The sequence below is a fragment of the Mariniluteicoccus endophyticus genome, assembly GCF_054780035.1.
The window spans coordinates 23,573-37,065 of sequence record NZ_BAAGXC010000013.1 but is presented as its reverse complement, the minus strand read 5'-3'; the positions used below and the strand labels follow the sequence as shown (position 1 = coordinate 37,065).

Annotated in this window: 10 protein-coding genes; 6 read left to right on the top strand and 4 right to left on the bottom strand. The window is 67.9% G+C overall.

Annotation, left to right across the window (positions count from 1 at the left end):
* Positions 1 to 116: 116 nt before the first annotated feature.
* On the bottom strand, positions 117 to 1,280 hold the full coding sequence (locus ACYVGD_RS03700; RefSeq protein ID WP_460741638.1) for an acetyl-CoA C-acetyltransferase: 1,164 nt from the start codon (positions 1,278 to 1,280) through the stop codon (positions 117 to 119).
* Here ACYVGD_RS03700 and ACYVGD_RS03695 point away from each other — a divergent pair.
* On the top strand, positions 1,279 to 1,413 hold the full coding sequence (locus tag ACYVGD_RS03695) for a hypothetical protein (RefSeq protein WP_460741637.1): 135 nt from the start codon (positions 1,279 to 1,281) through the stop codon (positions 1,411 to 1,413). The two genes, ACYVGD_RS03700 and ACYVGD_RS03695, sit on opposite strands and share 2 nt — an antisense overlap.
* Before the next feature lie 76 nt (positions 1,414 to 1,489).
* Here the strand turns inward: ACYVGD_RS03695 and ACYVGD_RS03690 are convergent, their stop codons facing one another.
* On the bottom strand, positions 1,490 to 2,503 hold the full coding sequence (locus tag ACYVGD_RS03690) for a lactonase family protein (protein WP_460741636.1): 1,014 nt from the start codon (positions 2,501 to 2,503) through the stop codon (positions 1,490 to 1,492).
* A gap of 99 nt (positions 2,504 to 2,602) precedes the next feature.
* A complete protein-coding gene (locus ACYVGD_RS03685; RefSeq protein ID WP_460741635.1) occupies positions 2,603 to 3,439 on the bottom strand; it encodes a MurR/RpiR family transcriptional regulator in 837 nt (278 codons plus the stop codon).
* Positions 3,440 to 3,460: 21 nt separating this feature from the next.
* Between ACYVGD_RS03685 and ACYVGD_RS03680 the strand changes: the two genes are divergently transcribed.
* Positions 3,461 to 4,393, top strand: a complete 933-nt coding sequence (locus ACYVGD_RS03680) for a metal-dependent hydrolase family protein (protein ID WP_460741634.1) — start codon at positions 3,461 to 3,463, stop codon at positions 4,391 to 4,393.
* Positions 4,394 to 4,849: 456 nt separating this feature from the next.
* Here ACYVGD_RS03680 and ACYVGD_RS03675 read toward each other — a convergent pair whose 3' ends face one another.
* Positions 4,850 to 5,428, bottom strand: coding sequence for a hypothetical protein (locus ACYVGD_RS03675; protein ID WP_460741633.1), 579 nt, complete (start codon positions 5,426 to 5,428; stop codon positions 4,850 to 4,852).
* Positions 5,429 to 5,876: 448 nt separating this feature from the next.
* Between ACYVGD_RS03675 and ACYVGD_RS03670 the strand changes: the two genes are divergently transcribed.
* From ACYVGD_RS03670 to ACYVGD_RS03655, 4 genes are read left to right on the top strand one after another with little or no spacing between them, the layout of a single operon-like run.
* Positions 5,877 to 7,502: a hypothetical protein gene (locus tag ACYVGD_RS03670; RefSeq protein WP_460741632.1), complete on the top strand. Its 1,626-nt coding sequence runs from the start codon at positions 5,877 to 5,879 to the stop codon at positions 7,500 to 7,502.
* Positions 7,502 to 9,151: a class I SAM-dependent DNA methyltransferase gene (locus ACYVGD_RS03665; RefSeq protein ID WP_460741631.1), complete on the top strand. Its 1,650-nt coding sequence runs from the start codon at positions 7,502 to 7,504 to the stop codon at positions 9,149 to 9,151. Before ACYVGD_RS03670 ends, ACYVGD_RS03665 begins: the two co-directional genes overlap by 1 nt.
* Positions 9,151 to 10,302 carry a restriction endonuclease subunit S gene (locus ACYVGD_RS03660; RefSeq protein ID WP_460741630.1) on the top strand — a complete coding sequence of 384 codons (1,152 nt, stop codon included), beginning with the start codon at positions 9,151 to 9,153 and terminating at the stop codon, positions 10,300 to 10,302. The genes ACYVGD_RS03665 and ACYVGD_RS03660 overlap by 1 nt, the downstream gene beginning before the upstream one ends.
* On the top strand, positions 10,302 to 13,484 hold the full coding sequence (locus ACYVGD_RS03655) for a type I restriction endonuclease subunit R (protein WP_460741629.1): 3,183 nt from the start codon (positions 10,302 to 10,304) through the stop codon (positions 13,482 to 13,484). Before ACYVGD_RS03660 ends, ACYVGD_RS03655 begins: the two co-directional genes overlap by 1 nt.
* Positions 13,485 to 13,493 lie beyond the last annotated feature (9 nt).

The window sequence follows — 13,493 nt, the reverse complement described above, 5'->3', positions numbered from 1 at the left end:
GAGCCCAAGAATTGGTTTAGGCGGGGGACATCCCCGCCTAAGGGGTGGACCAAGGCCTTGCGGCCAGCCCAGAGACGAAACGATACGTCAGGAACTGCCACTGCTCAAGCTTTCTTTCAGCGCCGCAGGTTCTCCACGATCGTCACGTTCGCCTGCCCGCCGCCCTCACACATGGTCTGCAGGCCATACCGCTTCCCGGTCCGCACGAGCGCGTGCACGAGCGTGGTCATCAGCCGCGCACCCGTCGCCCCGATGGGATGCCCGAGCGCCATCGCCCCGCCGTACGGGTTCACCTTCGCCATGTCGGGCTCCAGCTCCCGCTGCCACGCCAGGACCACGGACGCGAACGCCTCGTTGATCTCGATGTGGTCCATGTCGTCGAGGCTCATGCCGGCGCGCTCCAGCGCGTACCTCGTCGCCGGGATCGGCGCGTCCAGCATCACCACGGGGTCGGAGCCGCGCGCGGAGATGTGGTGGATGCGGGCCATGGGCTCGAGGCCATATCGCTCGACGGCCGCCTCCGAGGCGATCAGCAGCGCGCCCGCACCGTCGGACATCTGCGACGCGGTGGCGGCGGTCAGCCGCCCGCCCTCCCGGATGGTTGGCAGGGTCGCCATCTTCGCCAGGTCCGGCGTACGCGGCCCCTCGTCGGCCTCGACACCCGCCAGAGGCACGATCTCGTCGGCGAACCACCCCTGCTCCTGCGCATGCAGCGCGCGGCGGTGCGACTCCGCCGACAGCGCCTCGAGCTCCTCACGCGACAGGTCGTAGCGCTCCGCCAGCATCTCCGCGCCGCGGAACTGCGAGATCTCCTCGTCGCCGTAGCGCGCGGTCCAGCCCTGCGAGCCGCTGAACGGGTCGGGGAAGCCGAAGTGCTCGCCCGCGGCGTACGCGCTGCTCAGCGGGACCGCGCTCATCGACTGCACGCCACCAGCGACGACGAGATCGCTCGTGCCGCTCATCACGGCCTGCGCCGCATAGTGCACCGCCTGCTGGCCCGAGCCGCACTGCCGGTCGATCGTCGTCGCGGGAACGTCCTCCGCGCCACCGGCGGCGAGCCAGCACTGCCGCGCCACGTCGAACGACTGCGGTCCCAGCTGGTCGATGCAGCCGTAGATGACCTCGTCGACCAGGGCGGAGCCGCCGACCCGATCTTCATACCGTTCCAGCAGCGCGCGGATCGGTGCCGCGCCCAGATCGATGGGGTGGACCTGAGCGAGTCCCTTGCCGCGTCGCCCGACGGGCGTACGCAGCGCGTCGACGATGTATGCCTTAGCCATGACCGACCTCCTCGTCAGATTGACCACATTGTTGCGGGTCGTCTATCGCGCTCTCAAAGGGGCGTCACGCCCCGAACCGAAGAACGGCACCGCGCACGCGACCGCGGCGAAGGCGAGGACATGGCCGGTCTGATCGCGTACGTGTCGCAGCATCACGGTGAGCAGGAGGGCCGAGACCGGTGGGATGCCCGCAGCGGTGGCGAAGTTCATCACTCCGCGACGACGCACACCCAGTTCGCACCCTTCCCCACGCCGACGAGCTCGATCGCGTTGAGGGTGCCGTCGGCCTCCACGGCGTACAGCTGCGCGTCGGTGGCCTGCTCCCCCACCACGATCGCGTGGCGCCCGTCGCCCGCGACCCCGAAGCCGCGCGGCTGCTCGGGCGTGGGCGCGTACGCGAGGGGGCGGCTGAGCGAGCCACCTTCCTCGATCGCCACGGTGGCCAGGGTGGAGGCCGTACGCTCGCTCGCGAGCAGGAAGTCGCCGGCGCGGTGGACGTCGGCGCCCCAGATCAGGCCCTCGGCCTTGGGGTCGGCGCCCATGCGGGAGTGGCGGAGGCCGGCGTCGGGGTCGACGATGCTGACGGGGTCACGGCGGGTGAGCCGGCCGTCGGCGGCACGCGTAAGGTGGAAAACCTCGCCGGAGTATTCGGTGATCAGGTACGCGTTCTCGCCGTCGACGATCAGGTGGCGCGGCCCGCACCCGTCGGGGAGGGCGACCGTGCCGAGGGGCTCGAGCGTGCCGTCGGCGCCCAGCCGCTGCTGGTCGACGAGATCGCCCCCCAGCGACACGAAGTAGGCGACCTGCCCGTCGGTGACCGCGCAGTGGACGTTGGGGTGGTCGACGCGGCCCACCGGTTCGCCGACGGTGCCGTCGTCGTCGACGGGCCAGGTGGCGCCGAAACCGCCGTGGTACGACGCGCCGAGCAGCACGCGGCGGTCGGGCGTCAGCGCCACGTAGGCCAGCGCGTCGTCGACGGGCCGGCGACCGACCTCGGCCAGTTCGCCGCTGACGCGGTCGAGGCGCAGCGTGACGACGGCGGCCGGGGCGTCACCTTCGGGCTTGACGGCGGCGTACACGAGGTCGCGGTTGGGGTCGACGGCGAGGGTGCCGACGCCCTCGCCGACCGGCGAGGTGGCGAGCGGGGTCAGGTGACCGTCGGCCAGCCGCAGGGTCGAGACGGTGCCGTCACCGGCGTTGGCGATGAGGACGAGTTCGGACATGGCTCCACCGTACGGGGGCCGCTCGTGGCGTTGTGAGGGAGTGGCCCTCGGGCCAGCGACAGGAAGGGCCTCCTTGGGTCGGGGTAGCGTACGCGGCGGTCAGGTCTGGCGGGTGCGAACCGAGTGATGCAGGAGGGCGTACGCGTCCCAGCCGGCCTCCATGTCGGCGATGGAGGTCATGGTCCGTTCGGGATCCAACGACGCCAGCGTTGCCACGAGGCCCTGCTGAAGCGCCATGGCCGGCGTCAGGGACGGAAAGAACGATGTTCCCTCGGTCGGCACGATCAGCACCTCGTCGACAGCAGCGGCCAGCTCCGGAGGCAGGTTGTCGGTCATCGCGATGACCGTGGCGCCATGGGCATGGGCCTGCTGGGCTGCGGCGACCGCCGTGCGATACAGCCGCCAGTAGGAGCAGACGATGAGTACGTCGCCGTCAGCCATGCAGGAGGTGGCGTTGGCGATGGCCGCAGGGCGGTCGAGCAGGCCGTGACAGGGATAGCCAGCAAGCTGGATGTTGTGGCTGAGTGCGTGACCGACCGCGGCGAAGCTTCCCTCGGCCGTGACGTGGATGCTCCGCGCGGCCGCGATGATCCGGGCGACGCGGACCAGGTCGGCGTCCCGGACCCGCCGCAGCAGCTCGTCGGTGGACTCGACATCCTTGAGAAGGCTGTCCCGTAGGGGCGTATCCCGTTGGCCACGCTCGGCCGCAACCTCGACGGCTGACAGATGGGCGATGTAGTGCGCTCGCAGCTCACCCTGCAACGCCGGCCACCCGTCATATCCCAGACGTTGCGCCAACCGGGTGATGGTGGAGACGCTCACGCCGGCATCTCGGGCGATGTCCGTGGCCGGCGAGTGGCTCGCCATGCCGGGATTCATGAGCAGGTGCTCGAAGGCCCGGCCAGCCTGTCCCTGCAGCTTCTGCCCGTCGACCAAGGCCCGCAGCCAGTCCAGGAGATGGGCCGCATGCTGGACCGCGGCTTCACGACCGTCCGCGATATCGGCGGCGCCGACTTCGGTATCAAGGAGGCCCAGCGCGAGGGGCTGGTACGCGGTCCGCGGCTGTTCATGGGCGGCAAGGCGTTGTCGCAGACCGGCGGCCACGGCGACATGCGCGGGCCGGGGCGCAACGTGTGGGATCCGCACTACTGCTGCCCGATCATCGCGCGGGTGGCCGACGGCGTCGACGAGGTGCGCCGGGCCGCGCGCGACGAGATCCGCCGCGGCGCGGATCACATCAAGATCATGGTGAGCGGCGGAGTGGCCTCGCCGACGGACCGGATCGACTCGACGCAGTATTCGATGGACGAGATCCGGGCGATCGTCGAGGAGGCCGTGGCGGCGAACCGCTATGTGGCGGCGCACGCGTACACGGCGAAGGCCATTCTTCGGGCGCTCGAGGGTGGCGTACGCAGCATCGAGCACGCGAACCTCATGGACGAGTCGGTCGTCGACGCGCTGAAGGAGCACGACGCGTTCGTGACGATGAATCTGGTGACCTATTGGGCGCTGCAGGAGGAGGGCCGCAGGCACGGCCTGCCCGAGGTGATGTACCGCAAGATCGAGGCAGTGCTCGACGGCGGCGTCAAGGCGCTGAAGCTGTGTCACGACGCGGGGATCATCCCGGCGTACGGGTCGGACCTGCTGGGCGGGATGCAGCGGCACCAGTCGAAGGAACTCACCATTCGCGCCGAGCACGTGCCGGCCATCGACGTCATCCGCTCGGCGACGTCGCAGGCGGCGAAGCTGCTGCGCGACGACAGGCTGGGGCGGCTGACGCCGGGGGCGTACGGGGACCTGCTGGTGGTGGACGACGACCCGTTGGAGGACATGGCCGTGTTGGGGGACGCGCGGATCCGGACGGTGGTGCAGGAAGGTCGGGCGGTGTGAGGAAGGGTCCGTACACGGGACGTCGAGGGAAGGCACCTGCGGTCTTGGGGCGAGGAGCTCGACCGCTCAGCCGAAGGCTCCCAACCGGCTGACGTTCGGACAGCCACGGCAGGAGGACCTGTTGGAGATCCTGCGGGAAACGGACGTCGACGAAGTGTCGCTGAGACTCGACCTCTCGCCGCGGGCATCGACGAAGTGACGGACCGCCCGAGCCAGTTCCCGCTCAGGCGGCACTCCGCTCCACCATCGAGGTCAAGTGCCACCCTCGGCACGTCTCGCAGGCGTACGCACGCCGCTCCCGCCGGTTGGTGTGCAAGCCGAACTCTAGCGCGGTCTGACGGGAGTTGGCTGCCGCCCACAGGGCCGCCACCGCCTCGCGATGGTCCCGAAACCGGCGCTTGCCGGTAGCAGCGCAGACGTTCCTGTTCCAGCGTGACGCGTGATGGCCCATGGCGATCACTTCTTCTGGAACAGCACGTCGTCGTGCTCGAAGTCGGGCTGCACCTGCATGACCAGGTCGCCGGTGTCAGCCACGGCGAAGGCCATCTTGAACTTCACCTCGCGCCCGGGAAGCACCTTCGTGGAGGGGTCGGCCGGCAGCTTTCCCGAGTCATAGATCCGGGACGCCTCCTCGTTGGCGGACTGCAGGGTGGCATGGAAGAGCACGGGGTCCCAAGCCTTCTGGCTCTTGTTGACCACCGTGACGTCGAAGACGACCGCGTTGGGGAAGCGGTCGGCTCCAGCCGCAGTGTCCGAGGGCTTGTAGGCCTTCGGCTGCCCCACCGTGACGGTGAGTCCATCGGAGTACGCGTACGCCTGTCCGAACTCCTGGATCCCTGAGTTGGTCGGCGTCGGGGTGGGCGTGGCCGAGGTGGCCGGCGCCGACGAGGGCAGCTCGACCGGCGCCGTCGATGTGGCTGCTGGGCGATTCACCCCGGTCGGCACCGACGACGACGGCGTGGCTCCAATGCCGGAGCAGCCGGTCAGTGCGGCGCAGGCGGCGATGCTGAGGATGACTGTGGTGGCGGTCTTCATGGGCCTGAGCTCCTGTGTCTGTGTCGGTGCGGATCACCGACAGCTAGAAGGTGACACGAAGAGCCATCGAAAGTCGTATTGGAGACTGATAACCCCCCTTATCATTTGCTGCCAGCAGGATTCGCCAGGCGGACCCGTAGTGTGTTGAGCGAAAGGAGGCCACATGGCCACGACGCTCTCTCTGGCCGACATCGCGCGGCTGGCTGACGTTCAGCGCCCCGTCGTGTCGATGTGGCGCAAGCGTCCTGTGGGCTCGCCGTTCCCCGAACCTGACGGGACGGGACGGTTCGATGCCGACATGGTGGCCTCCTGGCTCGAGCACACCGGGAGGGGAAAGAACCCCGACTTCCGGGCTGACCTCGCGCTCCACGCCTCCCTCACTGCGGCGGCCAGCCCCGATCACCTCACCCACCTCCACACCCTCGCCGCTGCCCGCGCCTTGTTGGACATGGAGCTGTCGGCGCTGTCGCTGGACGATCTGCTCGACGAGATCGAGGAGCTGGACCCCGGTGACGAGTTCATCGCCCGCGAGGTCACGGCCATCCCTCGTTCTGCGTACACCGCCCTCGCCACCGAGACGGATGCCCTGATCGAGGCCGCTTGGCATGCACGGAACGCGTTCGAGAAGATCAGCGACGCGCTCGCACGGGGAGCATCGGGGCACGACGAGCGGCTCGGCTTCGACCTGATCGACGTGTTGGCCCCACTGGGCAAGGCCCTCATGGGTGATGACGGGACTCTGGTCGACCTGGGCGCGTCGTGTTCCGAGGTGGCCGCGGCGATCCTGGCTGATGAGGACTATTCCCATCCTCGGGTCATCCTCCCCACCCGCGATGCGCCTGACCGGGCTGCGCTCCGTCGCTACCGGCTCCACGGCTGCCGACCCCACCTGTGCGCCCTCGACGACGACTGGCCCCTGCGCGGGGCCGCGGTCGTGCTGGCCAGAGTGGGCGACGACGCCGACCGAGCCCTCGACGAGCTCGACCAACTGGTTCTTCAGCTCCCGCCCAACACCACCGCGGTGGTGGTGGGCCCCGCCACCTTGCTGATCGATCCGGTGACAGGTGACGCGCGGGGCGTACGTGATCGCATGCTCCGCGAGCGGGTAATCCGGGCAGCTGTGCGGTTGCCCGCAGGACTCACGCGCGGCGGCAGTCGCTCGCAGCTCGCGATCTGGGTCCTGACCCGGCCGCTGGCGGAGTCCAGCGCGACCCTGGCCGCTGACCTTTCGGGCATCCCGTTCACCCGCGTCATCGCGCAACAACTGCTGGATGATCTGCTTGCAGCCGCCGAGGAATCCCGCGGTCACGCGTACGCCCTGCTGCACGCGGCGAACTTCGCCCGGATCGTCGCGGAGAACCTCTCGTTGACGGCGGCTCCCCGGCGTACCGTTGCACTTCCCCGGACCGACGCGGCTGCCGACGACGCCGTGCGAATCCTGCGGCTCCGCGAGTCGCTGATGGAGCCGGCCCCGGACCCATTCCCCTTTCGACCGGATCTGGGGACAGACAACACGCCCGGCGAACTGAGCCTCGGGGACGCGGTCCAGGCGGGGACCGTCAAGTTGCTGTCGGGGACGCGTCTCGATCGCCTCCCGCAGGGGAGCATGCGTCTGTGGACCGCTGAGTGCCTCCGCACAAGCACCCCCACCTCGGTAGACCGCCTGGCTCTGATGCGCACCGCACCGCGCTTCCGCATGACGGAGCCCATGGACGTGGTGTTCAGCACGCAGGGTCGGCCGTGCGCGGTCGTGGATGTCGAGGGTGCCGCGGCGGTGGCGTACCCGGCCCGGGTCATCCGCGCCCGCGACCCCCGCGTGCACCCGTCCGCGATCGCTGCAGCCATCAACGCCCTCCCCGAGGATCAGCGGGTGTGGCGCACCTGGCCCGTCCCGCTGTCGGCGATCAACCACGAGATGGCCGACGCAGTCCTGCAGCAACTCGATTCCTGTACGGCCGATCTCCGCAGGCGGCAGACTGAGCTCGAGGAGCTCCGCCGTCTGGTCACCCGATCCGTTCTCACGGGCGCGGTCCAGCCGGTCCGCGCCCATCATCCAACTACGAAAGGCCAGTGATGGCACGCACGAAGAAGCAGGCCCTGGCGCCGTCGACGCCCAAGGAGCTGAAGGACACGCTGTGGAAGGCGGCCGACAAGCTCCGCGGTTCGATGGACGCCTCGCAGTACAAGGACGTCGTCCTGGGGCTGGTGTTCCTCAAGTACGTCTCGGATGCCTTCGCCGAGCGCCGCGACGCGATCACCGCCGAGCTGGAGGCGGAGGGGTATGACGCCGAGCAGATCGAGGAGACGCTGGAGGATCCCGACGAGTACGCGGGGTCGGGCGTCTTCTGGGTCGATCCCGACGCGCGGTGGACGACCCTGGTGCAGTACGCGAAGGTCACCGGCGACAAGACGATCGGTCAGCGCATCAATGAGGCCATGGACCTGCTGATGAGCGCCAACCCATCACTGCAGGGCACGCTGCCCCGGCTCTTCAACCGCGACAACGTCGACCAGCGCCGCCTGGCGGAACTGCTCGACCTGCTCAACTCGATGCGCTTCACCGGTGACGGGGCGTCGAAGGCCCGCGACCTGCTGGGCGAGGTCTACGAGTATTTCCTCGCCAAGTTCGCCCTCGCCGAGGGGCGCCGGGGCGGGGAGTTCTACACGCCGGCGAGCGTGGTGCGCGTGATCGTGGAGATGCTGCAGCCGAAGAAGGGCCGCGTGTATGACCCCTGCTGCGGATCGGGCGGCATGTTCGTGCAGGCCGAGAAGTTCCTTGCCGCCCACGCGGAGGACCCGTCGAACCTCTCCGTGTATGGGCAGGAGAACGTCGAGAGCACGTGGCGCATGGCGAAGATGAACCTCGCGATCCACGGTCTGAACGGCAACCTGGGGCCGCGGTGGGGTGACACCTTCGTGCTCGACTACCACGCGGGCACGCAGATGGACTACGTGATGGCGAACCCGCCGTTCAACCTCAAGGACTGGCACCGCCGCGAGGACGACGCCCGCTGGGCGTACGGCGTCCCGCCGGTGAACAACTCTAACTACGCGTGGCTGCAGCACATCGTGTCGAAGCTGGCGCCCGGCGGCACGGCGGGCGTGGTCATGGCGAACGGCTCGATGACCTCGAACAGCGGGGGTGAGGGCCTGATCCGTGCGCAGCTGGTGGAGAACGACCTGGTGGCGTGCATGATCGCCCTGCCCGAGAAGCTCTTCCGCTCGACGGGCATCCCGGTGTGCCTGTGGTTCTTCGCGAAGGACAAGTCGGCGGGGAAGGGCGGTTCGGTCGACCGCCGCGGCGAGGTGTTGTTCATCGACGCCCGCAGCCTGGGTCACATGGTGACCCGTGCGGAGCGGGCGTTCTCGGACGACGACATCCACAGGATCGCTGACACCTATCACGCCTGGCGCGGAATGGAACGTCTCGACATCGGCACGGTCGACGTGACGCTCACCGACGACTCCTCGGACGCCCAGAGATCGCAGCGAGACGAGGAGTACGCCGACGTCCCCGGCTTCTGCCGGTCGGTTCCCCTGGCGGAGATCAAGGAGGCGCAGTATGCGCTGATGCCGGGCCGATACGTGGGCATGGCCGCCGCCGCGGAGGACGCCGAACCGCTGGAGAAGAAGGTGGCACGACTGGCGGCCGAGCTAGAAGAGCAGTTCCGTGAATCCGAGCGCCTTACGCGGGTGGTACGCGAGCAGTTGGGGAGGCTCTGATGTTCCCTCGGTTCCCGCTGGGTGAACTCACTCTCAAGATCGGCTCGGGGATAACACCGCGAGGCGGCGCCTCGGTCTACAAAACGGCGGGCACCGCGTTGATCCGTTCACAGAACGTCTTGGACAACGGGATGACTGATGAAGGCCTCGTTTTTGTTGGTCCCGAATTGGCAGATCAGATGCGGGGTTCGGCCGTCGAAGAGGAAGATGTCCTACTCAACATCACCGGCGATTCGGTTGCGCGTTGCGCCTTCGCCCCCGCGACCTGGCTCCCCGCGCGAGTCAATCAGCACGTGGCCATCATTCGGTGCGGCCGACGTTTGAACGGACGATTCCTCCAAAGAGCACTCGTCGAACCCTCGATGAAGCAGCATCTCCTCAGCATCTCCGCCGGGGGCACAAGAAAGGCACTCACGAAGGCGATGATCGAGGAACTGTTGGTCCCTGTTCCCCCGCTTGCCGAACAGGAAGCCATCGCCGAGGTCTTGGGCGCCTTGGACGACAAGATCGCCGCCAACCGACATCTGTCCGAGGCAATCAAAGCCCTCGCCCGTGCGATCGTTCTCGAAGCATGCGCCTCGGGCCAGGTTGCAGTTGTCGAGGAGATAGCAGACTTCCATAACAACGAGCGTAAGCCGCTATCAGCATCACAGCGTACGGCTCGACAGGGGCCCATTCCATACTGGGGAGCCAACGGGTGTCTCGACCACGTGGATCACGCGCTCTTCAACATGCCGATTGTCCTTATCGGGGAGGACGGCAGCGTGGCGGACGCTGCAGGGAAGGCGGTCGTTCATCACGTTTGGGGACCGTGTTGGGTGAATAATCATGCCCACGTGGTCACGGGAAAGGGGATGAGCACCGAGCTCCTGTTCATCCTCATGCGAGAACTTGACGTCAGTCACGCAATCACGGGGGCCGTGCAGCCCAAGTTGTCGATGGGCAACCTCAAGAAGTTGACCGTGCGGCGACCCGCCGCCGCCCAAGTAGAAGACGTTGAGCGAAAGATCGGACCCCTCGTCGAGCGGTTTCGTGCGGCGACAGACGAAGCCGTGAAACTTGCCAAGCTCCGCGACACTCTCCTCCCAGCTCTCATGGACGGGCGCCTCCGCGTACGCGACGCCATCAAACAAGCCGAAGAGGTGCTGTGATGATCGACGAGTCCGAGTGGGAGGCCGCCATGCTCGAATGGCTGGGCGAGCTCGCCTGGCACACGGGCAAGGGCGGCGACTTCGAGACCCAGCGCGCCAATCTGGCCGACCTCGTCCACCACGACGACCTCCTGCGAGCCATGCGGCGGCTCAACCCCGGCGTACCCGACCAGCACCTCCTCCAGGCCAAGGCCGACATCCTCCAGCCCAAGTCGCAGGACGCGCTCGCCGAGAACAAGGACTTCCACGCGTTCTTGGCCCACGGGTTCCGCGGCCTGACGTATGTCGACGCGGCAGGGCAGGAACAGACGCCGACCCTCCGTCTACTCTCGAACGATCCCGGCGAGAACCACTACCTGGCCGTGCAGCAGGCCCGCCTCGTCGACAGCCAGCACCGCCGACGGCTCGACGTCGTGCTCTACGTCAACGGGCTGCCGCTCGTGATCGTCGAGCTCAAGAAGGCCGGCAGCCAGAACGCCACCATCGCGAAGGCCCACGCCCAGATCGGCACCTACCTCCACGAGTTCCCCATGGCCTTCCGCACCGTCGTCGCCACCGTGATCAGCGACGGGATCGAAGCCCAGTACGGCACTCCGTTCACCCCGCTCAACCACTACTCACCGTGGAACGTCGACGAGCAGGGCGTCCCGGTGTCCACCGACGCCGAACACCCCCAGCTCGAGATCCTCACCTTCGGACTGCTGGCCCAAGAGAGGTTCGGCGACATCGTCCAGCACTTCACGGCCTTCGACACCACCGACACCGGCCTGGTGAAGCGCATCGCCAAGCCCCACCAGTACTTCGCCGTCCGCAAGGCCGTGGACAGCACCCTGCGCGCCGTGGCCTCCAACGGGAAGGCCGGCGTCGTCTGGCACACCCAGGGCTCCGGCAAGTCGATGGGGATGGAGCTGTACGCCAACCTCATCGTCACCCACCCCACGCTGCTCAACCCCACCATCGTCGTCATCACCGACCGCAACGAGCTAGACGGCCAGCTGTACGAGACCTTCAAGCGGTCAACACTGCTCGCCGAGGAGCCGCTGCAGGTCCGCCGGCGCAGCCAGTTGCGCGACGAGCTCGCCAACCGGAACAGCGGCGGCATCCTGTTCACCACTCTGCAGAAGTTCGGCCGCGACAAGGACGAACGCGATGCCGGCCTCGACCACCCCGAGCTCACCGACCGCCGCAACGTCATCGTGATCGTCGACGAGGCCCACCGCAGCCACTACGACGATCTCGACGGGTACGCCGCCCACCTCAAGCACGCCCTCCCCCACGCCACCTTGATCGCCTTCACCGGTACGCCGGTCAGCGAGACCGAGCGCAACACGCGTCAGGTCTTCGGCGACTACATCGACGTCTACGACCTCAGTCGCGCCGTCGCCGACGGGGCCACGGTTCCCGTGTACTTCCAGCCGCGCATCGTCCAGGTCAAGCTCGCCGACGACGTCACCGAGGCCGACCTCGACGCGATCGCCGACGAGCAGACCCGGGGCCTCGACGACGCCGAGCGCGCCCGTGTCGAGAAGTCCGTGGCCGTCATCAACGCCGTGTACGGCGCACCCGCGCGTCTCAAGGCGCTGGCCGCCGACATCGTCGAGCAGTGGGAGATCCGGCGTACCGCCATGGCCGAGGCGCTGCAGCCCACCGACCCCGCCGACACTGCCGAACCGCACGGCAAGGCCATGATCGTCTGCGCCACGCGTACGATCTGCGCCAACCTGTACGCCGAGATCGTCGCCCTGCGCCCCCAGTGGCACTCCGACGACATCAACGCGGGCGTCATCAAGGTCGTCTATTCCGGCAGCGCCTCCGACGAGCCGCCGATCCGCGACCACGTCCGCCGCGAGTCCGAGAACAAGGTCATCAAGAACCGGCTCAAGGATGTCGACGACGAGCTCGAGCTGGTCATCGTCAAGGACATGATGCTCACCGGCTTCGACGCCCCGCCGCTGCACACCCTGTTCCTGGACCGGCCGATGAAGGGCGCCCTGCTCATGCAGACCCTGGCGCGAGTGAACCGCACCTTCCGCGGCAAGCAGGACGGCCTCATGGTGGGGTACGCGCCCCTGGCCGACAACCTGAGCGAAGCGCTCAAGGAGTACTCGCCCAGCGATCAGCAGCACAAGCCGATGGGGCGCAACCTCGACGAAGCGGCCGCTCTCACGCGCGAACTGGTCGGGGCCCTGCGCGGCCTACTCAAGGGCTTCGACTGGCGGTCCATCATGCTGAGCAACGCCAAGGACAAGGCCCTCAAGGCGGTGGGCGGGGCCGTCAACTACCTCCGATCACCTCTGACTCCGGGCAACCGGGTCCCCGAGGGCGCAGACACCCTGGCCGATCGCTACCGGACGCTGTCATCCCAGCTCGGACGCATGTGGTCACTGGCATCGGGATCGGAGACCCTTGCCGACCTTCGCGGCGAGATCAAGTTCTACGAGGAGGTCCGGGTCTGGATGGCGAAGTATGACGCCGCGGACCGCCGGGCCAACGGGGAGCCGATCGCCGACGAGATCGCGCGCGTCCTCAAGGGGGCAGTCGCCGAGGCCACCGCCGCAGGCGAAGTCACCGACATCTATCGGACCGCCGGCATCTCCCTGCCGGACCTGCGCGGGCTCACCACCAAGGCCTTCGAGGACGCGGCCAAGTCCGACAACGTGCACCTGGCCATCGAGGCACTCCGGGACATGCTGCTCGCCGAAGCCACGCGGTCGACCACCAACAACGTGGTACGCCGCAAGGCCTTCAGCGAACGCGTCGGCGAGCTGATGAACAGGTACACGAACCAGCTGCTGACCGCTGCCGAGGTGCTCGCGGAATTGGCCAAGCTGGCCGAGGAAGTGGTCGCCGAGGCCGAGCGCGGAAAGCGCTTCGACCCGCCCCTGTCCCACGACGAATTGGCGTTCTTCGACGCCGTGAGCCAGAACGATTCCGCGGTGCTGCAACAGGGCGAAGACGTCTTGGCCCAGATCGCGCGCGAACTGGTCGACGTCAAGAAGCGGGACACGCGTACGGACTGGACCCGCCGAGCTGACGTCCAGGCGAAGCTGCGTACGGCGATCAAGCGACTGCTGCGCCAGTACAAGTACCCGCCGGACAAGCAGCCGGAGGCGGTGAAACTGGTGTTGGAACAGATGGAAGTGTTGGCGCCGGGATACTCGAGCGCGAGCAAGAACGAGTAGGAACGGTAC